Genomic DNA, 22,799 nt, shown 5'->3' with positions numbered 1-22,799 from the left:
TCAGGCACGGCTCTGGTTGGGCAGAATGCCTGCGCGCTTGTCAGCCTCCAGGGAGGCGGCACAACTGGCATAGGCTTCCTGACGGGCCACGCTCCAATAACGTAACTCATCCACCGGAATGGTCTCGCCTGTCATGGCGCAGGTCACGAAAGAACCCGGCTGAAGGATCTGATAATCTCCATCGAGATAGCGGATCTGGGCCTCGCGGCTTCCGCCTCCTTCAAATCGGTTCATGCGTTGTCTCCTGCCGAAAATCATGAGAATGCTTTTAGCCTAGCGTGATCCTGCAAGCTACATCTAACTACGGCCGAACAAACGCTCAATGTCCGTCAGCTTCAATTCAATATAGGTGGGGCGGCCGTGATTGCACTGGCCGGAGCCGGGCGTAGCTTCCATTTGCCTCAGGAGCGCATTCATTTCATCGGTGCGAAGTCTGCGGCCCGAGCGAACGGAGCCGTGGCAGGCCATGGTGGCTGCCACATGTTCCAGGCGGCTTTTCAGCCCTCCCGCTGTGTTCCACTCACCGATTTCATCCGCCAGATCACGGATGAGGCTCGACGCATCCACTTCACCCAACATGGCCGGTGTTTCGCGAACGGCAATGGCCCCGGGACCAAAGCGTTCTATGGATAAGCCGAGCCTGTCCAACTGTTCGGCATGAATCATAAGCCGGTCACAATCCTCTTCCGGCAGATCAATGATTTCCGGGATAAGCAGAACCTGCGAGGTGAGGCGGTCTTTTTCCAACGCTTTGCGCATGGCCTCGAAAACAAGGCGCTCATGGGCGGCGTGCTGATCCACGATCACCAGACCATTTTCCGTCTGCGCAACAATATAGTTCTCATGCACCTGCGCCCGTGCCGCACCCAACCGATGCTGAAGTTCGGGAGAACTCGGTACTTCTGTCGCTGGCATAACAGGCGCATAACTGCTCGCCGTCTCTTCACCACGCGCACTGGGCGTGGAAAAGGTTTCGAAACTGCTCTGGCGCTGTTCGGCAAATCGCGTGCTTTCCGCCATTGCGAAAGGGCGGGAAGGTGAGGTCGCGGCAGACCAGCTCGCGTTATAATTCTGCCGGGCAAAGCCGGGTTGCGGAATGCTGCCAGGACGGAACGCGCGAAGAAGCCCATCTGCGCCAGTGGTTGCGGCGCGATCTCCTTCGCGAGACAAGGCTTCCCGAATGGCACCCACGATCAAGCCGCGCACCAGACCCGGATCGCGAAAGCGTACATCAGCCTTGGCGGGATGCACGTTCACATCCACTAGGGCCGGATCGAGCGTAATGGAAAGAACCGCGACCGGATAACGCCCGGAAGGGATGGTTTCCGCATAGGCACCGCGAATGGCCGAGAGGATGAGCTTGTCCTGAACCGGGCGTCCGTTGACGAAGGCATATTGGTGGGCGGAATTGCCGCGATTAAAGGTTGGCACGCCAACAAAGCCCTTCAGCCCCACATCCTCGCGCTCTGCCTCGATCTCAATCGCATTGTCCTTGAAATCGCTGCCGAGAACCTGCGCCATACGGCCCAGCGGATCGCCGGGCGTGGCTGGAAACTCAAGTGTCGAGCGGTCGGAGCCGGAAAGCGTGAAGCGGATATGCGGGAAGGCAATCGCCATGCGCTTCACCACTTCGGTAATCGCACCGGCTTCGGCCCGCTCAGTCTTCAGGAACTTCAGGCGGGCGGGCGTGGCAAAGAAAATGTCGCGCACTTCCACCACGGTACCCTGATTGGCCGCAGCAGGGCGCACAGCCTCCATCCGTCCGCCTGTCACGGCAATCTCTACACCCATGTCCGATCCCGCACGACGGCTCACGATGGAGAGCTTGGCAACTGAACCGATGGAGGGCAGCGCTTCACCACGAAAGCCGAGTGTGCGGATATCATCCAGCGTCTGGTCGATCTTGGAGGTGCAGTGGCGACGCACGGCAAGGCTCAAATCCTGCGCATCCATGCCGCCACCATTGTCGGTGATGCGAATGAGGCTTTTGCCGCCGCCAGCCGTCGCAATCTCGATCCGGCTTGCGCCTGCATCGATTGCGTTTTCAATCAATTCCTTCGCGGCACTGGCAGGTCTTTCAATAACCTCACCGGCGGCGATCTGGTTGATGAGGGTTTCTGGCAGTTGTTTGACAGGCATATCGTCATGATCTCAAATTCGGGATCGAACGCACAGCTATTCAATCACTCTGTCCACGATTTTGAGATTAATCTCAACTTAACATCCGAAAGCTATGGATTGTTTCGAAACGCGTCCAATCTGGCATCTGGATGCGCTTTATAGTGAGGCACGGACGAAAGAACAACGGCAACCGGCGTCAGGTAGAGAAACGCTGGAAAAGGAATGGTTGGAATGCGACCGGCGCCCGTCAAACGGCCGGCTCCTGAAGGGAGACCCCTCGCACTCATTGGAAAAGCCGATGAGTGAGAGCGTACGCACGGATAGCATTGCTCAACTCCACCTCCTCGATGTCGTCGCGGAGGCCATATCCGGTGCCGTCCTGATCTACGATTCCAAAGATATCCTCGTCCATGCAAGTGCCCATATTCGCAACTTTCTCCCCCTCCATGTGATTGCACCCACGGCTGGAACACGGCTGCGAGATCTGTTTGGTGCCATTTATGATCAGGGCGGCTATTCGTTCAAAAAAGACGATAGCAAGCACAGCCCACGTGTCAGCCGCGAAGACTGGATTTCTGGCGAAATTGCCTCGCTGTGGAAGGAACGTGCCGAAACCATTGAGCGGCGCGGACCAGATCGCTGGATGAGCCTATCGAAACGCAGGCTCCCATCTGGCTATGGCGTCTGCGTTTTTCGCGATGTTTCCGAGCTTCGCAAGCGGGAGGACCAGTGGCGCGCGGATCTGGAGCGTGTGCAGGTTACGGAAGAAATTCTCGAAAACCTTCCTTTCCCTGTCATGGTGAAAGATCGCAGCCTGAGTGTCATCGGCATCAACAAGGCCACTGCAAGCCTTATGGAGCGTTCAGCCGACCAGATTCTGGGGCACCGCGCCTCCGACATGCTGCCGCCAGATGTTGCGGCGCGGATCGATGCTGCGGATCGGCGTGTGCTCGAAACGGGTGAGCCCTATCAGGTGGCAGAACACATCCTACGCGATGATGGGCATCCGGCCGCCATGCTCACCCATCTGTACAGGGCTGGCAAGCCCGGTCGGTATCTCGTGGTGAAGGCCATGCAGGATGTATCCAGTCTCTTACGCTCTGGCATCAACATCCAGCAGGTATTTGAAGGGTTTGAAGGCATCGATACCTTCCGCTCCGACCTTGGTCAGTCGCCTGATGATCATGAGGCGCCTGCCGAGCCTGCTGCGTCAGAGCTTGCCGGAAAGCGGGTTTTGCTGGTCACCGCCAACGACAAAGGCGAGGCGGCCTGTCTAAATCAGATGACGGAGATCGGTCTGGATGCAAGTTCTGCCCGCAGTTGCGAGGAACTGCAGGCCATTCTGCAAATGGCAACCGAAACAGGATTGAGTATCGACCTGATCGTCATCGACAATGCCATGGATTTCGCCTGCCTTGAGGTCGCAGAAGCCAGCGGCACCAATGTGATGATCTGCGAGAGTTATGCATTGGGATGCGAGCTCGTTCACAAGATCGTCCGCCATCTGATTAGCCTGAAGGCGGAGCAGGTCGCAGCTGAACCGGCTGAGCAACACCAGCCGCAGGCTGATACATGTATTGATGTTCTCGTGGCGGAAGATAATGCGGTCAACCGGATCGTCTTCCAGCAAATCCTGGAGGGCTTCGGTTATCGTTATGCCATTGCTGGCGATGGCGAAGAGGCGGTGCAGATGTGGCGCGAGCTTAATCCCCGCATTGTCTTGATGGATATTACCCTGCCAAAACTCAATGGTTTTGAAGCCGCTTCCCAAATTCGTGCCAGTGAAGCCGTGGCAGGAACGACGCCGATTATTGGCGTCCTGTCCCCTGTTGTCGAAGGAGACCGCGATGCGTGTTGGGCGTCAGGAATGGATGATGTGGTTCTGAAGCCCTTGAGCCCTGACATCCTGGATGAAAAATTTCGTAAATTCCTAGGTGAAAGGACACCGGGGATTTTGAAGGTGCCTTCCGCCTATTAAGGCAATCCTATGGTGGCCGATAGAGTTTCTTAAACTTTCCGCCGCATTGTGAGCAAATTCCCTAAAACAGGGCAGGTTGGTAATTCGGCGGGTACATTGCCACAGGTTACGCAAAACGAACTGCAGGTGATGGCCTATCGCGACCCTCTGACGGGCCTGGGCAATCGCTACCGGTTGCGCGAAAAATTGCGGGCCATTGTTGAGGAGAGGGCGGAAGATCCGGCACCTTTCACGCTCGGAATTGCCAATCTCGATGGTTTTAAACCCATAAACGATCTCTTCGGCAGCGAGGCCGGTGATCAAATCCTCTGTCAGGTTGCGCATCGCTTGAAGGCCTGCATCCCCGACGGTGCCGTCGTCACCCGGCATGATGGTGACGAGTTTGCCTTCCTCTTTCCGCTTGTTTTTGAAAAGACAAGCGCCGAACGTGTAGGCCTGATGATCCGCGAAGTTCTGTCCGCGCCTTACGATCTGGGGGATCGTAATGTGCGGCTTTCCGCATCTTTCGGCTTTGCCATCTATCCCTTCGCAGGCGAAGAATTCGACGAATTGCTGAAAAGCGCTGAGACAGCGCTCTATCGGTCAAAGCGTCGTGGTCGTGGACAAGTTACGGTCTATTCGCGCGAAATCGCGCAGGAAATGAAACGTTCGACGCAATTGGAACAGGCGCTTCGGAATGCCATCATGGCGGATGCGGTGGATGTACATTTCCAGCCTATCGTGCGCATTCGCGATGGATCGCCCGTCGGCTTTGAAGCCTTGGCCCGATGGAACGATCCTGATCTGGGTTTCGTGTCACCCGCGGTCTTCGTGCCACTGGCAGAGGAACGCGGCTTCATCGATGCGCTGTCGGAAACATTGCTGCGCAAGGCGGCGGAGGCCGCGCTCTCCTGGCCTCGTGAACTGTTCCTGTCCTTCAATCTCTCGTCTGCGCAATTGATGGACACATCGACAGCGCCCACCATTCTCGCAACCTTGTCGCGCGTAGGCCTTGATCCGGGAAGGGTCGAGCTGGAAATTACCGAGACAGCGGTCATGACGTCGGCTGAGACGGCACAGCGTATTATTTCCGAACTTCGAGACGCCGGAATGCGCATCTCGCTTGATGATTTTGGTACCGGGCAATCGAGCCTTGGGCGCCTGAGGGACTTTACGTTCGACAAGGTGAAAATTGATCGCGCCTTCGTGTCGCGCATCACCACGGACCGCGCTTCGGAGCATATCGTCAAGGCAATCATTGCCATGTGCGATGGTCTTGATTTGCAGGTCGTTGCGGAAGGCATTGAAGAGGCAGCGGATGCTGAAAAGCTTCGCACCCTTGGTTGCGCCATGGGGCAGGGCTATTTCTATGGCCGCCCGGTCGATGCGGCAGCGACGCTTGCCTATCTGGACCGGAACTATCGAGAAACCTTCAATCTGCGTCGGGAAACAGCCTAAACCAAAAAAGGATGGCGCTGGTGCGCCATCCCAAGTTTATTGGCAACGTGTCTCTCGTTCCAGCGGCTAGCCGTAGATTACGGCTTGGCCTGCGTCGACGGGGTAGTGGCGTTGCCTGCCGGAGCTGTGCCAGTCGAGGAGGTGGTGGTGGTATCCGTCGACTTCGTGTTTGCTTCTGCTTGCTGGTCGTCCAGCGTCTTGAATTCTGGAGCCGACTTCAGGCTGTCGGCCGTTTCAGTCGTCGTCAGGCGAACCTTGTTGGAGTCATCGCGCGACATGGTGATCTTGCTCATCGGAACGGCTACGTCCTTTTCGCCGATGCCGAGGAAGCCGCCTACGCCAACCACAGCTGCAACGATGCCGCCATTCTGTTCCATGATCAGGTCGTTTACATCACCGATGCTGTTGTTCTCGGCGTTGTAGATGGCCTTGCCGATGTAGTCATTGGCGCTGACCTGCGTTTCGCTCTGCTGCGTCAGGTATTCGCCAGTGGCAGAGGCTGTGGAATTCGGCATAGCTGCGGTGCCAGATGCTGCGCTATCCTTGGACATGGCGTCCGTCTTGGGCATTGCACCCTTGTCCATCTGCTGTGCATTCGGCGCTGCCGGTGCAGTAGAAGACTGTGCGAAGGCCGGCGCAATTGCTGTGGAGGCCATCAGTACGGCGGCGGCTGCCATGGTGCTAAGCGTCTTTTTCATATCTAATCTACCTTCCTTGGGTGTCTTAACGTTAGCGCGGGTAGCTTTTGCCTTTTCTCCGCGCCGGTTCGAGAGGGAAATGCAACACCGAAAGGGAAGTTCCGAACAAATTCGCTAAAAAAAGAGGCAAAAATGCCGGAACATTTTTGCCTTTCAATGGTTTGCGAGCGCTTCCGCACCCGATGGCTTCATAGCTGGTAGTCAGGCTCCAACCGCCCTTTAACCTGAATGCCAAGGTCGAAGGTGAAGCCGGCCTGTGTATCTTCAGCACGTTCTTTTGCGCTTGCACCTTCAAAAGCAGTCGTCACGAACATGCGGTCTGCCTTTTCGCCAAAAAAGGCGGGACAGGATGTGCGCTTCGTCGGAAGCGCATAGCGCTCAAGGTGGCGTCCGCCAGCAGAGTAGCGGTCGATTGCGCCTTCACCCCAACGGGCGTTCCACAGATTGCCCTCCGCATCGCAGACCGCGCCATCCGATCCGCCGTCACGGTCGCTCGTATCGATGAAAACAGAAGGATCTTCTTTTGGCAGACCCGTTGCCGGATCAAGCGATACGCGCATGATGCGGTTTATCCGCGTATCAGTAAAATAGGCAATCGACCCGTCGGGGGAGAAGCAGATGCAGTTCGGAATGCTGATGCCGGTGAACAGGCGCGTAACGCTGCCTTTGGCGACATGATAAATCGAGCCTGCGCCATCCTGCGCCTTGAGGCCCATGGTGCCGATCCATAATGCACCGCTCTGGTGAACGCGCCCATCATTGGAGCGGTTGCCCATGTGCGAGGGCTCGAGTTCCAGATAGCGCTCCAGATTGCCGGTTCCCTGGTTGCGGATCATCAGGCCCTGTTCCGTTGCCAGAAGCTGGCGCTCATCATCAATGCGGGCGAGAACGCTTGCCTTGCAGGGAAGGGCATGAACTTTTTTGGCATTGGATGCGAGGTGAAGCTCATGCAACTCCTTGCCCAGAATGTTGAACCAGTAGAGCGTGCCCGTATGCGGATCGAAGGTTGGGCCTTCACCAAGTTCACAGGCAGCGTCAGAGAGGATCTTGCCTTGAAAGGAATGAACGTCCGTCATGCGGCTGCTCCCATTGCGCGGTCATAGGCTTCAATGGTGATGCGGGCTTTCTCGACCACGTCAGCTGCACTCATGCCGGGTTTGTAAAGGCTCGAGCCAAGCCCAAAGGCAGTAATGCCGCCTTTGACATATTCCTCGAAATTCGTGTCCGATACACCGCCAACTGCCGCGATCAACAGGTCCTTTGGCAGAACGGCACGGATGGCATTGATGCCGGATGGCCCGAGAACGCTGGCCGGGAAAAATTTCAGGCCGGTCGCGCCAGCACGGGCCGCTGCCAGCGCTTCCGTTGCGGTGAAGCAGCCCGGAAGTGTGATCATTCCTTTGGCGGCGGCGGTGGAAATGACCTCCGGTTCGACATTTGGCGATACCATCAACTTGCCACCCGCTGCATCGAGAGACTGAACGTCCTCCACGGTCAAAACCGTGCCAGCGCCAATCAGGCAGTTGGCAGGTGCCATCTTGGCGGCGATCTCGATGGATTGGAAAGGATTGGGAGAGTTCAGCGGGATTTCGATGGCGGTAAAGCCAGTCTCGATCAGGCCACCAACAACGGCCTCTGTCTCTTCAGGTTTCAAGCCGCGCAGGATGGCAACCAGCGGACGCTTCATGTCAGGAAAAGGTATGCGGTTCATAGCGCTGGTTCTCTCATGTTCGGGGAATAGAAAATACGGAATGAGCGGCGGCTGAAAGGCCTTTTCTCACGGCAACATCGGCATCCACTGTCACACAGTCCAGGCCGAGTGCCGCAAAGGCCGCTTCATAAAGCGCCTGAAGCTTGCCGGATGCAACGAGCTGAACAGTTGTCCCTGCACCGGCAATGGAAAGGCCGCCTGCCATCTCGGTACCGATCAGGATGCCGGAGAGGCGGGCAGCCGCAGCTGTCGCATCAAGACCATGCAGCAATTGGCCGGACCGGCAGGTAAAAATCAGGTTCGTGAACATTGCCGGACGGCTGTATGCGGCTTTGAGCGCCGAGATGAAGGCAGGATGGCTGCCGTCAAAACTCTGCGCATCGGTCATGGCGTGTTTCAATATCGTTTGCTTGGACAGCGCTTCGAAAACTTCGCCGGTCATGAAGGAAGAGAAGCGCTCCACGGTTTCACCCACGACGCTTACCCATTTGGAGTGAGTGCCCGGCATGCAGACCAACCGCGAACCGCTCTGATCCATGGAACCGAGCAATTGCGTCTCTTCGCCACGCATTACATCCGGCATTTCTTCACTACGCTGGGCAATGCCCGGCAAAATGCGAATATCTCGGGTCTCGCCCGTTACCTTTACTGCGCCCTCCAGCACGGTCGAAAGCTTGGCTGGCACATCCACATAACCCGCTTCCATCCAGCCCTGACGTGCGCCCGCCATGCCGCAAATCATAACGGGAAGCGCAGCGTCGGCCTCAACGGCTTGCAGATGGCTGTTGAGAACCTGCGCGAAGCCAGTCTGGCTCGCGCTGGTCATGCCTTCGCCGCTTCGTCTCTCAGCCAGAACGTGATCCTGCCGGTCCATCAGCCACAGTCGAAAGCTCGATGTTCCCCAGTCTACAGCCACATAGGCAGCATCGCTCATTATAATACTCCTGCATCGACGGTGATCCATTGCGCCGTCATTCCAGCGGACGCGAAGGATGCCAGAAACAGGCATGGTCCCACCAGGTCCTCTGGCAAAAGGTTGCGTTTCAGGCATTGACGCTCGCGCATCGCCGCCATGCTTTCATCCGTCAGCCACAGCTTCAGCTGACGCTCGGTCACCACCATGCCGGGGAGGATGGCATTGACGCGAACACCGTCCGGTCCCAGCCGTCCCGCAAGGCTTTTGGTGAGGCCAAGAACACCAGCCTTTGCCGTTTCATAGGCGGGCATCCCGCCCATGTTCAGCATGAAGGCAATGGAAGACATATTGACAATTGCGCCCTGGCCATCCGCAATAAGGTAAGGCGCAGCCGCCTGGGCAGTGAAGGCCATATGCCGAAGGTTGATCGCCTGATTCTGGTCCCAGTAGTCTTCGCTCATCTCCAAAAGGTCGTGGCGGTCATCCAGCGCTGCATTGTTGATGAGCACACCAATTCCGCCAAGCTGATCAACAGCTTTCTGAACCGCATCACGGATTGCGGCTACGTTGCGCAAATCCGCCTTTATATGATGAACCGGCTGACCGTAGATCTGTGCAAGACGCTGGCTCAGATCGCGGGATTCCTGCTCCGCAATGTCGATGAAGGCGACCTTTGCGCCTTGTGCAACAAAACCTTCTGTCAGCGCAGCACCGATGCCTGATCCTCCACCAGTGATCAACACGCCGCGCCCTGCCAAGTCCGGATGCCTTGCCCCGCCCATCCCAGCTCCTCGTGAAGTTCCATTATATGGAACTAAGTTTGACTATTTGGAATAGAAGATCTAACCTGCTCACATTGTCAAGTTTGGGCAAAGGCAGATGGCTGAGGAAAAGCTGGAAACCGGCACATTGGGCAAGGCCATTCAGCTTCTGGATCTGGTTTCCCGCAGCGATGCGCCCGTACGTTTCACCGATCTTCTGAAAATGACCGGACAGCCGCGTGGCAGTCTGCACCGGCAATTGCGTCACCTGCTGGCGGAAGGCCTGCTCGATCAGAATGGTGATGGTGCCTTTATGCCGGGCCTGCGGCTTCTATCCTTTGCATCGCGCGCCTGGGCAAAAAACTCGATTCGCCAATTGGCAGAGCGGCATATGTTGGCTTTGCATGAAGCAACGAAGGAAACCGTTCATCTGGGCATGCTGCGGGGAACGGAGGTTATTTATCTCAATAAGCTGGAGAGCACTCAGGTCGTTCGAATGCATTCGCAAATCGGAAATGCCTCTCCAGTCTATTGCACCGGAATTGGCAAGGCAGCACTCTCTTGTCTTACAGAGAGCGAACGTGACGTGCGTATCAGGCAACTGGAAATGGCATCATTCACGTCGCATACGCTGACCTGTCCGCGGCAATTGCAGGAACAAATCAACAAAGTTGTCGAAGAGGGTCATGCTTTTGATCTGGAGGAACATCAAGCAGGCATATGCTGCGTTGCCGCTCCAATACATGCGCCAGACCAGAACTTTTTAGGGGGTATATCAGTAACTGCTCCTTCATTTCGTGCCGATTTGAAACAATTAAGCTTGTGGTCGGGCCTCGTTAAGACGGCTGCCAAAAACATATCGGCAGATATTCTGTCCGGTCTTGGTCCGCTGAGGTAGCATAAGAATAAATGCGCCCTGTTCGATGGAATTTTTTTCGCCCTAAGCTTTGTGGTTGCGAAAAGTTGCAATAGCGCTCTTAATCATACTGAGATAAGCGTGCCTTCCATAGGTGTAATGCGGCTAGCAACCTTGAATGGCCGATATCAGGATTCGCAATTTTTATCATGGACATAGATCAGCGGCAATTTGCCGACCCCTCGATTGCCCGCTGGCTGGACGAACTGGCAACGCTCGACACCCAGTTTGAAATATTCCGCTTTATGCGAAGGCTATGCGAAAGCTATGACTGCCGAGCCTTCTTGATCGCTCACATTCCGGAGCCTGCAACGATGGAGTTGTCAGGTCGAACCATCATCACGAACTGGCCCAGTGAACTATTGGTTCTCGTCGACAAGGCAAATTTGGCTCACGACAGCCCTCTCATTAAGAGAGTCCGGGAGTCAACGCTTCCTTTTACCTACACCATGGATGAGATCGCGCTGTTGCGCGGTGACGATAGCTCCAAACGTCTGTTTGAGCGGTTCGGCATGCAGACTGGATGTGTCTTCCCAGTGCATGATGCCCTCGGAATACGCGGGGCCGTCAGCTTCCGGGGCGAGGCAATCAATTTCACACTGAGCCAGATGATGGAGTTGTCCTACCTCTCCATCCACGTTTATCAGCGCCTCTCCAACGTTCAGCAGCGTGACCAACGGGTAGGCAGCGACCTTGTGGAGCGGGAGATTTCCTGCCTCGTCTGGACTGCGGCTGGGAAGACAAGTGCAGAAATCGCCGAGATTCTCAACCTATCCGAACATACGGTCAATCACTACCTGAACCGGGCGACGAAAAAGCTCGACGCTGTCAACCGTACGCAGACCGTGGCAAAGGCGTTGCGGCTTGGGTTAATCAAATAATTGAACTGGCCAATCAAAGTGCATTGGGGCAAATGAGGGAGGTGCGACGCATAAAAATGAAGCAGCTTACAGCTACCTACAACGCATATCAGTTCGATTTGACATTCAATGTCGCGGAAAATCCTGTAGTTGCAATGAAATTTCGAGGTTGAGTTTCAACTGGCACGCAGCATGCATATTTGCAGACGGTCCAGAGGGGACTGAAGAAGCGCACACAGAGGCGCGTGTAAGAAGAAAGTTGGCTGCCCGGATTGCGCGTTGTTGATCGCGGCAGCCGGGCGGCGACTTTTCTTGAGGGTGGGAACGCAGCGTTCCCTGCCGCACCTGAACTTTCATCCTTGCGAAACCGGGTTGCCACCATTGCGCTGGCAAACCTATAAGTCCGCCTAACAATTTCTTACGCCCATTGACGATGGGCAAGCAGCAGGAGCAGGCATGTCCGAAATAACGAAGGATATGGTCATCGAGGCCTTGCGAAAGGTGCGTGGTCCGGATCTGGAAGGCGATATCGTCTCGCGCAACATGGTGTCGGATGTCTTCATCGCCGACAGTAAAGTCTATTTCTCTATCTCTGTTCCGGCGGAACGAGCCAAGGAACTGGAACCCCTGCGCATGGCCGCGGAGCGTTCGGTCACTGCCATTCCGGGCGTGAAGGGCGCACTCGTTACATTAACGGCGGATCGCAAAGCAGGCTCGCCTGCACCCAAGCCTGCCGCGCAGAATGGCCACGATCATGCTCATGGTCATGCAGCTGGACATTCTCATGCTCCAGGCCCGCAGACCGGTGCACAGCGTCCACAAAAGGCGGGTGTTCCGGGCGTGGGTGCCATTATCGCCGTTGCTTCAGGCAAGGGCGGTGTTGGCAAATCCACCACCGCCATCAACCTGGCGCTCGGCATGCTTGCCAATGGCTTGCGCGTTGGCATTCTGGATGCGGATATCTACGGCCCTTCAGTGCCGAAGCTTCTGAAGATTTCCGGCCGCCCGCAGCAGATCGACAACCGCATCATCGTGCCCATGGAAAATTATGGGCTGAAAGCCATGTCGATGGGCTTTCTGGTGGATGAGGATGCCGCGATGATCTGGCGCGGTCCCATGGTGCAATCGGCCATTCTGCAAATGTTGCGAGAAGTTGCCTGGGGCGAGCTGGATGTTTTGATCGTCGATATGCCGCCCGGTACCGGTGATGCGCAGCTAACCATGGCTCAGCAAGTGCCGCTGGCCGGTGCTGTCATCGTGTCCACGCCGCAGGATCTCGCCCTGATCGATGCGCGCAAGGGCATCGCCATGTTCAAGAAGGTGGAGGTTCCACTTCTCGGCATTGTGGAGAATATGAGCTACTTCCTCGCCCCCGATACCGGTGCCCGCTACGATATCTTCGGTCATGGTGGCGCAAAGGCAGAAGCCGAGCGCATCGGCGTTCCTTTCCTCGGAGAAGTGCCGCTGACGATGGATATTCGTGAGAAATCCGATGCGGGTACGCCTGTGGTGGTGTCTGACCCGGCAAGCCCTTCCGCCCTTATTTATCGAGATATTGCAAAGCGCGTCTGGGAGCAGTTTACGGGAAATAAACAGCGGGCAGCCCCTGCAATTGTCTTCGACTAAGGGAGCATAAAGGCAAATAGGCGATTCGTTTTGCTTGCAATCGAAGGGGGCTAGTCTTATACGCCGCCTTCGTTTGGGCCAGAACCTCACCCGAGGGAACTGAAAAAGCTGGTCTGGGTTAACATGTGCCGCGATATTTCGGCACGGAGTTGCTGCTTGATCAACGCCTACCTTTCCGATGGATCGACGAAGAGGCTCTTACTGGAAGAGTCAATCGGTGCCTTGCCCGAAGGCGTGGTCTGGCTTGACCTGATCAGCCCCAAGCCGGATGAGGAGAGCCGTGTCGAGCAATGGCTGGGCATTGATATTCCCACGCGCGATGAGTTGAAGGATATAGAGCCTTCCAGTCGCCTGTATTTGGAAAATGGCGCCATCTACATGACGGCTTCGCTGGTCTGGCGGGCGGACTCGCACGATCCACGCCTGACGGATGTTGGATTCATCCTGTCCGGCAACCGTTTGGTGACTGTGCGTTACGCTGATCCGAAGTCCTTCAACCTTTTTATCGCCGCGCTCGGGCGTGTGCCGGAAGATGCCTGCAACGGCTCTACGCTGCTGGCTCATCTGCTGGAAACAATTGCAGACCGCACGGCAGAAATTCTGGAAACGGCAGTGGCACATGTGGACCGCTTGTCGAGCGATATTTTTCGGGACCGGGAAAAGCGACGCCCGCCGAAATTTCTGGAAGGCAAGCTGGCTGAAATCGCCGAATGCCATCGGTTGGTTGGTAAAGTGCGCGATAGTCTTGGCTCGCTGTCGCGACTACTCACATTTCTTTTGAATACCCCCGCTATTCAGAGCGACGAGAATGTGCGCAATCTGTGCGCTACCGTGGGACGGGACGTTACCACGCTTTCGGAGCATGCGAGTTTTGTGGCGGGCAATATTTCCTTCCTTCTGGATGCTTCATTGGGCCTCATCAATGTTGAGCAGAATGCAATCATCAAGATTTTCTCCATTGCTTCGGTGGTCTTTCTGCCGCCCACTCTCGTTGCATCCATCTACGGCATGAATTTTCAGTTCATGCCTGAACTCAGCTGGAGCTTTGGCTATCCGCTGGCGCTTGTCGCCATGCTTGTTTCGGCCATTGTTCCCTTCTTTTTCTTTCGTTGGAAAGGCTGGCTTTGATGCCAGATCAGCCGATGTCTCATGCTTCTGATGCACAGACTCACGACCCGAACAGCCTCAAGCAGTTTGTAGGACTGACAATTGGCTCGATCGGCGTCGTCTATGGCGATATCGGCACCAGCCCGCTCTATGCCTTTCGCGAGGCTCTGCGCCCGGTTTCCGCCGATGGCGTCACGCAGATGGAAATCATCGGCATCATTTCCTTGATGATCTGGACGCTGACCATCATCGTCACCATCAAATACGTGCTCTTCCTGTTGAGAGCCGATAACGATGGTGAAGGCGGAACGCTTTCCCTGCTGGCCATGCTGATCAAGACAGCGGGCGGCAGCAAAATGGCGCTGATCTTCCTCGGATTGATTGGCGCTGCCCTGTTTCTGGGCGATGCCATGATAACGCCAGCCCTGTCGGTCATGTCAGCCGTGGAAGGCTTGAAACTGGTCACGCCTGCCTTCAACGAGTGGGTGCTGCCGATTTCGGTCGTCATTCTCATCGGGCTCTTCGCAATTCAGTCGCAAGGCACCGCAAAGGTATCTCGCTATTTTGGGCCAATTACCGCCGTGTGGTTTTTGGCCATGGGAGCAGGTGGCATTCTCCATATTACGGATGATCTTTCCATCCTGTGGGCTTTCAATCCCATGAATGCCGTTACCTTCCTTCTCCAGGAAAAATACGTCGGCGTCGTTGTGCTGGGCGCTGTCTTCCTGACGGTGACCGGCGCTGAAGCACTCTATGCCGATCTTGGTCACTTCGGTCGTCGTCCTATTCAATGGGCATGGTTCCTGCTCGTGTTTCCGGCGCTCACGCTCAACTACCTGGGCCAGGGGGCCTTGGTGATGAAGCATCCCGAGACCATGGAAAATCCGTTTTATCTGATGTTCCCATCCTGGGCACTTCTGCCCATGGTGCTCTTGGCCACGGCTGCCACCATCATTGCCAGCCAGGCGGTCATCACCGGCGGCTTTTCGCTGGTGCGCCAAGCCATCCATCTTGGCTATCTGCCGCGTATGCAGATCCTGTTCACCTCCGAAACCAACACCGGCCAGATTTTCCTGCCGGGCGTGAACATTGTTCTGCTGGTTGGCGTTCTGGCACTGGTGCTTGGTTTTGAAAGCTCCGATGCGCTGGCCACGGCCTATGGTATCTCGGTGACGGGTGCCATGGTTGTCACCACCATGATGGCATTCGAGTTCGTGCGCGCCCGTTGGCACTGGCCACGTTTGCTGGCAGCTATCGCGCTTGCGCCGCTGCTGGTGCTGGAACTGATATTCCTTGGCGCAAACCTTTTGAAGATCCACGATGGCGGCTATGTGCCTGTACTGATGGCAGCAGCGTTCACGCTGATCATGTGGACCTGGAAGCGCGGTACGCTCATTCTGGCGGAGAAAACCAAGCGTATTGATGTGCCGCTGACAAGCTTTGCCACATCAATCGAAAAATCCATCGAGAACAAGAGCGCTCATGCTCCTGTCAATGTGCCGGGAACTGCAATCTTCCTGACAAGTGATCCCGAATCAGCTCCCGCTGCCTTGATGCACAATCTGAAGCATAATCATGTTTTGCATGAGAAGAATGTGATCCTGACGATCCGCACGGTCAACAAGCCGCGTGTTGCGCAGGAAAACAGCTTCTCCGTCGAGAAGCTGAACGATCGGTTCACGCTGATCGAATTGCGCTATGGCTTCATGCAGTCGCACAATGTGTCACAGGCGCTGGGTTACTTGCGCAAATGCGGCATCAAGTTCGATATCATGTCAACGTCCTTCTACCTGGGTCGTCGCAAGCTAGTGCCGGATGCCGAATCAGGCATGCCTATGTGGCAGGACAGATTGTTCATCGCGCTGGCCAATACATCCACGGACCCATCGGATTACTTCCATCTTCCGGCCAACCGCGTCGTGGAACTCGGTTCACACGTCATCATTTGAGGCAAGTTCATCTCACGCTCGCGTGAATGCGGGCGTGAGCGACTGCGCGTTAACCCTCCATTTAGGTTAATATTAGATTCTCCTCGCTCATGAGTTGACGCGTTGGAGTAAGCGGTTTTGCGTGTAAAGCTGCGTAAAATAAAAAGAGCAGGCCGCTCGTCCTTGCGCGAACGGTGGACTGCACCTGCATGCCTCGGCTTGGCTGCCTGGCTGATTTTTCCTTCCCTTCCCGGGCATGGTGATCTGACGGATTTGTTCACTGGTTTTGACAGGGCAGGGGCGCAATGGCGAATGGTGCTGACCAATTCTCCTGCGGGCTCTCTTCATACGGCGGAACTGGCTTTTCCCGCTGAAGAACAGCGCCTTGTGGAAAATGCTGGCCTGGCTTTGCCGGATGGCCGCAAGATCGCCTTTACCGCCGGTTCCAAGAACGGCCAAACCGTGCCGGATGAGGATCGCGTCAAGCGATCCGACAAGAAGGGGCGTGTGGTCGCTGTGGAACCCATGCTGCCGCCACGTGCTTTCAGCGCCGGCTCTGTTCTTCAGCGCAGTACATCGCTTCTGGAGCCGGTGATCAAAGGCGCGGAGCATGTTGCTTTCGTCAAGCCACCGAAGGCGAGTGAAGATGTGAAGCTGGCTGCCTTCTATTTCCGGCGAGAAAAGGAAAAGATGCCTGAGCCGGATATGTCACCCATGGTGGCGAGCCTCATCAATAATGACAAGGGCGATATTCTCGCCACTGCCTTTGCACCCGCAAAGCCGGATTTTGCTCGCCAATCTCCCTTTGATGCCATCCTGACGGAAAAGAAGGATGATGGACGCTTTGTCCCCACGATTGGCCCGGACGACCATGCTTGGGCGGCGACCCCCCTGCCAGCTGGCGTGTTTACACCTGAAGAACAGCAATGCCTGGCCTCCGGCATCTATTTTGAAGCACGCGGCGAATCGGTGCGTGGACAGGCTGCCGTGGCGCAGGTGATTCTCAATCGCGTGCGCAATCCGGCTTATCCCAAGACGATTTGCGGCGTGGTTTACCAGAATGAGGATTGGCGCAACCGTTGCCAGTTCTCGTTTGCCTGTGACAATATCAAGGACAGAATCCGCTCGCAGGAGCATTGGAAACTGGCGCGTGAAGTCGCCATGGCGACCACTGCCGGTAAGATTTGGCTCAAGGAAGTCGGCTCTGCGACCCACTATCACGCGGTTTATGTGCGTCCCAATTGGGCGCATACCATGAAGAAGGTGGGCCGCATCGGCCTTCACGTCTTCTATCGCACATATGGCGGCGGCTGGAGCTGACGGATGCTGATTCCGTCAGTTGGGTCAGCGAAAGCATATCGATTTTGCCTAAATAATTGATTTCCCGTGATTAATTTGTTCTGGATGACGCTCGGTTAACGCCTTGACTATGGGGGCGCGCAAAACTATGGTGCGCCCGACTTCAAAACGGGCCGGAAGGCGCTATTTCCCAAGGCTTCGAGAGAGGCTGAAGACCGGTGATACGGTCGGCTGAAGCAGGGGGAGAGCGCATGACGGATAATCGGGATGATGGTCTGGAAGATCGGCGCAAGGCGCTTGAAGCCAAGCTGGCTAAAAGGCAACGTGACGAGGCAGTGGAAACTGCAAGGGAAAAGCAATCGGAAGAGAGCCGTAAGGGAATGGCTCTTGGATTGAAGATCTCTTCAGAATTTATCGCTGCAATCGCTGTGGGCGCGATTCTGGGCTATCTGATTGACCGTTTTGCCGGTACGACGCCTTGGGGGATGATCATACTTCTTCTTCTCGGTTTCTGTGCTGGAGTGCTGAATGTGCTTCGCGCGCTTGGCATGGTTGCTCCTTCCGCTCCGGGAGGTGGTAATCACAAGGGTGGTGATCGCTGAGGCGATGGATGACGGCTAGCTGCCGATTGCGGCGGCCATGAGGAAAGAAAAGGTAGAGCGGTGGCGAACGACCCGACGCATCAGTTCCAGATCTTCAAGATCGTGCCAATCGAAGTTGGTGGCATCGATTTCTCCTTTACCAATGCGTCCCTGTTCATGGTCGCAACGGTCGCTTGCGCTGCTGGCTTCCTTTATTTTGCGACTGGCAAGCGTGGCGTCATTCCGGGCCGCGCCCAGTCCGTGGCTGAACTGTCCTACGAATTTATTGCCTCAATGTTGCGCGAAGGCGCGGGCAGCCATGGGATGAAGTTCTTCCCAATGGTGTTCTCGCTGTTCATGTTCGTCTTGACGGCAAACTTGCTCGGCATGTTCCCGTACTTCTTTACGGTAACGAGCCAGATCATCGTAACCTTTGCCCTGGCGCTCCTCGTCATCGGCACGGTTCTGGTCTATGGCTTCTACAAGCATGGCTTCCACTTCCTGAATGTCTTTGTTCCAAGCGGCGTTCCGGGTGTTCTTCTGCCGCTCGTGGTTGCGATTGAAATCATCTCCTTCCTGTCCCGCCCGATTTCGCTGTCGGTTCGTCTTTTCGCCAACATGCTGGCGGGTCACATTACGCTCAAGGTGTTCGCAGGCTTCGTTGCCTCGCTCGGAACCCTGGGCGCTCTCGGAATCGGTGGCGCGACACTGCCCCTGATCATGACGGTCGCTCTGACCGGTCTGGAATTCCTCGTTGCCTTCCTGCAGGCCTACGTCTTCGCGGTACTGACTTGCATGTACCTGAACGACGCAGTCCATCCGGGCGGCCACTGAGGAACGACATTGGCGTATTGAAGCGTCAGTCAACCGCCGCAACAAACCATTCTAAGGAGTTCTCACATGGAAGCGGAAGCAGCAAAGTTCATCGGTGCAGGTCTGGCTTGCTTTGGCATGGCTGGCACGGCTCTTGGCCTTGGCAACATCTTCGGCAACTACCTGTCCGGCGCGCTGCGTAACCCGTCTGCTGCTGACAGCCAGTTCGGCCGTCTGGTATTCGGCTTCGCCGTTACGGAAGCTCTGGGCATCTTCTCGCTGCTCGTAGCTCTCCTCCTGCTGTTCGCTGTTTAATAGCCAGCAGTCTCTTTGGATCACGGCGACATCGCATGGTGTGCCGTGATCCTCTTTATTGAATACCCTCGGAGGTGATGATGTTCGTGACACCGGCATATGCGCAAGACGTCGCGCCGGCCAATGGCGATACGCATGGAGCATCTGGCGAAGTGCATACGGAAACCGGTGTGGCTCACGGTGAGCATGGCACTGGCGTATTTCCGCCCTTTGACCAGACGACCTATCCGTCCCAGTTGCTCTGGCTGGTCATCACATTCGGATTTTTCTTCCTGGTGATGCAGAAGGTGATCGTGCCCCGTATCGGTGGCATTCTTGAGCACCGTCATGACCGCATCGCTCAAGACCTCGACGAAGCATCCCGCATGAAGGCGGAAGCCGATGCTGCAGTCGAGACCTATGAAAAGGAATTGGCTGACGCACGCGCAAAGGCTGGCTCTATCGCTGAAGCTGCTCGCGAAGCTGCCAAGGCCAAGGCAAACGCTGACCGCGCCGCGATTGAAGCCGAACTTTCCAGCAAGATCGCCGCTGCTGAAGCGCGTATTGCTGATATCAAGGCGAAGGCATTCGCCGAAGTAGGCACGATTGCTGAAGAAACAGCGGCTGCCATCGTCGATCAGTTGATCGGACCGAAGGCCAGCGCCGAGGACGTCAAGTCCGCGGTTGCCGCTTCGAAGATGGGAGCATGATCCGCCATGGCATTTGATGCAACATTTTTTGCCTTTGTTGGCCTCGTTCTCTTCTTTGTTCTGATTGCCTATCTCAAGGTTCCTGGCATGATGGCTGGTGCGCTGGACAAGCGCGCAGACAATATTCGTGAGGAGCTTGAGCAGGCCAAGCGTCTGCGTGAAGAAGCTCAGGCTCTTCTTGCCGAATACAAGAAGAAGCGCCAGGAAGCCGAAGCCGATGCTGCAAACATCATCGCTTCTGCTGAGCGCGAAGCGGCTGCCCTGACGGAAGAAGCGCGCCAGAAGACGGAAGAATTCGTCGCTCGCCGCAACGCTCTTTCCGAACAGAAGATCCGTCAGGCTGAGGCCGATGCTATCGGCGCTGTTCGCGCTGCTGCCGTCGATCTTGCTGTGGCTGCCGCTGAAAAGGTTGTTGCCGCCAAGGCGGATGCTGCAACTCAGCAGGCTCTGTTCCAGCAGTCTCTCGGTCAGGTTAAGGCGCGCCTGAACTAAGCGGCATAGCCGACCCTTGCGATCGGAAACCAATATCTAAAGGCTGGGGTAACCCGGCCTTTAATACGTTTCGGGCTTGGTCGTGTTATCTTTGAGCAGCTTAGGTTGATGGCTCAAGCCTTGGGTGGCATGGCTAAGGCACTCAGAGCACCATGCGCTATATCAGTCCGATAGCGGCTTCCCTCCAGACTGCGTGGACACACTTGGCTAAAGCTTATCTGCTGGGCCCTGTTTCTCCGACTGGCTTTGATCGGTGGAGAGCAAGAAAGTTAGCCGTAACGACGCACCAGACCAGCGATCTCGAGGGTCGGGTTGAATCAGGACAGGAGGGATAGATACCAAGCGACGGTTCCCGCCGGGTCCCGTCGCCAAGAGACGTGGCACGAGCCACCGGAGTGGTCGCCATCAATCCTTGCGCAAAGGACGAAAGCTCATTCGATGGAGAGGGCAGGGGCCGTGTTCTTCAATGGCGTTGCGATGAAGCGCTGTCCCGTAACCGGCATGCTGGGCGAAGCCATAAGCATCATAGAGTGCGTGGGCGCGGGTCATCATACGGTCGCGTGTCACCTTGGCGATTATCGATGCGGCCGCAATGGAGAGGCTTCGGGAATCACCCTTAATAACCGCCTTTGCCTCGCAGTGGATAGCGGGTGGTATGTCGCGACCGTCGACCAGCAGATAGGCGGGTTTGATGGATAAGCTGGCAACGGCCCGGCTCATGGCGTCGAGACTGGCCCGCAGGATATTGCGTTCGTCAATCGTCCGAGGGCTGGAAGAGGCGATGGATACATGCGCTGTTGCCATGATTTCTTCGAACAGGCGCTCACGCTGCTTGAGCGTCAATTGTTTGGAATCGTTCAGGCCGAGAGGAATGTGATCCGGGTCGAGAATAACGGCTGCTGCAACGACAGGTCCCGCCAGAGGTCCTCGACCGGCCTCATCCGTGCCCGCAACCGGCCAGAAGCCCGCTTTTCGCGCGGCCTCTTCTAGACCGTAATCGGGCTGTGGATCTACCATATCAAAAAGAGCGGGAGAATCGGGTGGCGTAACAGGTGACATGCGGCTTCACTCGCACGCTCACCCGATTTCCTGCAAGCCCCGTGGAAGCGATTTTGGCGGTTTCGCTTCGTGCCTGAGGGGATCAGGCATCCGGGGTGAACCAGCTGCGGCGGCTGGAACTGAAATCGAAGTCGTCAGAACTTAAAGTTGGTTCTGAACAAGTCTGCTCCAAGCTGGGAGCAAAGACTGGCAAGTCATTCATCCGATTCAAAGAAGTGAAAGTTGTATGCCTCCTCCATCGGGGCGGATGAACAGATCATCGCGTAATGTTACCCCGCGCCGCCCAAGGCCCAACCGCTTGGTGGCCATCTCGAAACGGCGGGAGATCTGCCAGGCATAGGGGCCTTCACCCTTCATGCGCTTACCGAACTCTGCGTCGTAATCCTTGCCGCCCCGCATGGATTTGATCAGCGACATGACGTGACGATAGCGGTCCGGGTAGTGGCGCAACAGCCAGTCGCGAAACAGCGGGCTGACTTCTAGGGGAAGCCGCAGCAGAATATAGCTGGCCACCGAAGCGCCGGCGGCTTTTGCTGCGTCTAATATACGCTCCAGCTCGTGATCGTTCAGCGCCGGTATGAGAGGCGAAACCAGGGTGGCCGTTGGAATGCCAGCATCGCTGAGTTGACGTATAGCCTCCAGCCGCTTTTCAGGCGTCGAACAGCGCGGCTCCATGGCGCGTGCCAATTTACGGTCCAGCGTCGTAACGGAGATCGCTACTTTTGCCAGACCCTTGGCTGCCATGTCGGACAGAATATCGATATCGCGCGTGACCAAGGCCGATTTTGTCACGATCATTACCGGATGGTTGGCTTTGCTCAACACCTCGAGAAGCTGCCGCATGATGCGCCATTCTTTCTCGATGGGTTGATAGGGATCGGTATTGGTGCCAATAGCAATTGGCTTCACCTTGTAGTCCGGCTTGCTGAGTTCCCGTTCCAGAAGGCGCGGTGCGTCAGGTTTTGCAAACAGCTTGGATTCGAAATCCAGCCCAGCCGAAAGGCCCATATAGCTGTGGCTTGGTCTTGCGAAACAATAGATGCATCCGTGTTCGCAACCGCGATAGGGGTTAACGGATCGGTCGAAGGGAATATCGGGTGAGTCATTACGCGTGATGGCAGTCTTGGGCTTTTCGATCTGCACCGTCGTTTTGAACGGCTCCAGCTCTTCCAGGCTCTGCCAGCCATCGTCGAAGTTTTCACGCCGCTGCTCCTCGAAGCGGCCGCTAGGATTGAGACCAGCACCCCGACCACGGCGACGATCCTCCTCCACCCGAAGGCCGGAAGACTGAACCAGAGCATCGGCAATATCTGCCCCATGGGCAGGCGCAAAAGCAGCCTGCCGCAATTGCGACAACTCGTTCATTGGAAAACTCCTGACGCCACCGGCCATTGCCGAGCGTGAGGAGAACCTAACGCGCAGATGAGAACAATGCAAGAACAAAATTGTCCTGTGTGAATTGTGGCATCACGCTGGGTAATCGGTTAAAGGT

General features: G+C 56.2%; 22 protein-coding genes. 13 read left to right on the top strand and 9 right to left on the bottom strand.

The window, feature by feature from the left end; translation table 11 throughout:
* A complete protein-coding gene (locus AC0JZ1_RS12645; protein WP_471882706.1) occupies window positions 1-234 on the bottom strand; it encodes a DUF2093 domain-containing protein in 234 nt (77 codons plus the stop codon).
* A 63-nt stretch (window positions 235-297) separates the two neighbouring features.
* Entirely contained in the window at window positions 298-2,139 is a 1,842-nt protein-coding gene (gene mutL, locus AC0JZ1_RS12640; RefSeq protein ID WP_471882705.1) for a DNA mismatch repair endonuclease MutL, read from the bottom strand.
* Between the two features lie 280 nt (window positions 2,140-2,419).
* Between mutL and AC0JZ1_RS12635 the strand changes: the two genes are divergently transcribed.
* Together AC0JZ1_RS12635 and AC0JZ1_RS12630 are read left to right on the top strand one after the other, a co-directional pair.
* On the top strand, window positions 2,420-4,099 hold the full coding sequence (locus tag AC0JZ1_RS12635) for a response regulator (RefSeq protein WP_471882704.1): 1,680 nt from the start codon (window positions 2,420-2,422) through the stop codon (window positions 4,097-4,099).
* Between the two features lie 129 nt (window positions 4,100-4,228).
* Window positions 4,229-5,536: a putative bifunctional diguanylate cyclase/phosphodiesterase gene (locus AC0JZ1_RS12630; protein ID WP_471883440.1), complete on the top strand. Its 1,308-nt coding sequence runs from the start codon at window positions 4,229-4,231 to the stop codon at window positions 5,534-5,536.
* Window positions 5,537-5,613: 77 nt separating this feature from the next.
* On the opposite strand, the gene AC0JZ1_RS12625 is transcribed toward AC0JZ1_RS12630, so the two are convergent.
* From AC0JZ1_RS12625 to AC0JZ1_RS12605, 5 genes are all read right to left on the bottom strand, one after another.
* Window positions 5,614-6,234: a PRC-barrel domain-containing protein gene (locus AC0JZ1_RS12625; protein ID WP_471882703.1), complete on the bottom strand. Its 621-nt coding sequence runs from the start codon at window positions 6,232-6,234 to the stop codon at window positions 5,614-5,616.
* Between the two features lie 188 nt (window positions 6,235-6,422).
* Window positions 6,423-7,310, bottom strand: coding sequence for an SMP-30/gluconolactonase/LRE family protein (locus AC0JZ1_RS12620; RefSeq protein WP_471882702.1), 888 nt, complete (start codon window positions 7,308-7,310; stop codon window positions 6,423-6,425).
* Entirely contained in the window at window positions 7,307-7,945 is a 639-nt protein-coding gene (locus tag AC0JZ1_RS12615) for a 2-dehydro-3-deoxy-6-phosphogalactonate aldolase (RefSeq protein ID WP_471882701.1), read from the bottom strand. The genes AC0JZ1_RS12620 and AC0JZ1_RS12615 overlap by 4 nt, the downstream gene beginning before the upstream one ends.
* 13 nt (window positions 7,946-7,958) lie before the next feature.
* Window positions 7,959-8,879 carry a 2-dehydro-3-deoxygalactonokinase gene (locus AC0JZ1_RS12610; protein ID WP_471882700.1) on the bottom strand — a complete coding sequence of 307 codons (921 nt, stop codon included), beginning with the start codon at window positions 8,877-8,879 and terminating at the stop codon, window positions 7,959-7,961.
* Window positions 8,879-9,643 carry an SDR family NAD(P)-dependent oxidoreductase gene (locus tag AC0JZ1_RS12605; RefSeq protein ID WP_471882699.1) on the bottom strand — a complete coding sequence of 255 codons (765 nt, stop codon included), beginning with the start codon at window positions 9,641-9,643 and terminating at the stop codon, window positions 8,879-8,881. The genes AC0JZ1_RS12610 and AC0JZ1_RS12605 overlap by 1 nt, the downstream gene beginning before the upstream one ends.
* Before the next feature lie 97 nt (window positions 9,644-9,740).
* Here AC0JZ1_RS12605 and AC0JZ1_RS12600 point away from each other — a divergent pair, with 97 nt between their 5' ends.
* From AC0JZ1_RS12600 to AC0JZ1_RS12550, 11 genes are all read left to right on the top strand, one after another.
* A complete protein-coding gene (locus AC0JZ1_RS12600) occupies window positions 9,741-10,520 on the top strand; it encodes an IclR family transcriptional regulator (protein ID WP_471882698.1) in 780 nt (259 codons plus the stop codon).
* 167 nt (window positions 10,521-10,687) lie between these two features.
* Window positions 10,688-11,419 (top strand): autoinducer binding domain-containing protein, encoded by a 732-nt coding sequence (locus AC0JZ1_RS12595; RefSeq protein WP_471882697.1) that lies wholly within the window; start codon window positions 10,688-10,690, stop codon window positions 11,417-11,419.
* 435 nt (window positions 11,420-11,854) lie between these two features.
* Window positions 11,855-13,024, top strand: coding sequence for an Mrp/NBP35 family ATP-binding protein (locus AC0JZ1_RS12590; RefSeq protein WP_471882696.1), 1,170 nt, complete (start codon window positions 11,855-11,857; stop codon window positions 13,022-13,024).
* A 156-nt stretch (window positions 13,025-13,180) separates the two neighbouring features.
* On the top strand, window positions 13,181-14,152 hold the full coding sequence (locus AC0JZ1_RS12585; RefSeq protein WP_471882695.1) for a magnesium transporter CorA family protein: 972 nt from the start codon (window positions 13,181-13,183) through the stop codon (window positions 14,150-14,152).
* A gap of 14 nt (window positions 14,153-14,166) precedes the next feature.
* A complete protein-coding gene (locus tag AC0JZ1_RS12580) occupies window positions 14,167-16,080 on the top strand; it encodes a potassium transporter Kup (RefSeq protein WP_471882694.1) in 1,914 nt (637 codons plus the stop codon).
* A 129-nt stretch (window positions 16,081-16,209) separates the two neighbouring features.
* Window positions 16,210-17,379 (top strand): cell wall hydrolase, encoded by a 1,170-nt coding sequence (locus tag AC0JZ1_RS12575; protein ID WP_471883439.1) that lies wholly within the window; start codon window positions 16,210-16,212, stop codon window positions 17,377-17,379.
* 230 nt (window positions 17,380-17,609) lie between these two features.
* Entirely contained in the window at window positions 17,610-17,960 is a 351-nt protein-coding gene (locus tag AC0JZ1_RS12570) for an AtpZ/AtpI family protein (protein ID WP_471882693.1), read from the top strand.
* Window positions 17,961-18,020: 60 nt separating this feature from the next.
* Window positions 18,021-18,773: a F0F1 ATP synthase subunit A gene (locus tag AC0JZ1_RS12565; protein WP_471882692.1), complete on the top strand. Its 753-nt coding sequence runs from the start codon at window positions 18,021-18,023 to the stop codon at window positions 18,771-18,773.
* A 66-nt stretch (window positions 18,774-18,839) separates the two neighbouring features.
* On the top strand, window positions 18,840-19,067 hold the full coding sequence (locus tag AC0JZ1_RS12560) for a F0F1 ATP synthase subunit C (protein ID WP_010026583.1): 228 nt from the start codon (window positions 18,840-18,842) through the stop codon (window positions 19,065-19,067).
* A 77-nt stretch (window positions 19,068-19,144) separates the two neighbouring features.
* Entirely contained in the window at window positions 19,145-19,756 is a 612-nt protein-coding gene (locus AC0JZ1_RS12555) for a F0F1 ATP synthase subunit B (protein ID WP_471882691.1), read from the top strand.
* 6 nt (window positions 19,757-19,762) lie between these two features.
* A complete protein-coding gene (locus tag AC0JZ1_RS12550; protein WP_471882690.1) occupies window positions 19,763-20,248 on the top strand; it encodes a F0F1 ATP synthase subunit B in 486 nt (161 codons plus the stop codon).
* 405 nt (window positions 20,249-20,653) lie between these two features.
* Here the strand turns inward: AC0JZ1_RS12550 and AC0JZ1_RS12545 are convergent, their stop codons facing one another.
* Window positions 20,654-21,307 carry a ribonuclease HII gene (locus AC0JZ1_RS12545; RefSeq protein ID WP_471882689.1) on the bottom strand — a complete coding sequence of 218 codons (654 nt, stop codon included), beginning with the start codon at window positions 21,305-21,307 and terminating at the stop codon, window positions 20,654-20,656.
* A gap of 207 nt (window positions 21,308-21,514) precedes the next feature.
* A complete protein-coding gene (locus AC0JZ1_RS12540) occupies window positions 21,515-22,672 on the bottom strand; it encodes a PA0069 family radical SAM protein (RefSeq protein ID WP_471882688.1) in 1,158 nt (385 codons plus the stop codon).
* Window positions 22,673-22,799 lie beyond the last annotated feature (127 nt).

Source organism: Affinirhizobium capsici (genome assembly GCF_977018625.1).
The sequence above is the reverse complement of the archived record's forward strand: the minus strand, read 5'-3'. Positions and strand labels throughout refer to the sequence as shown.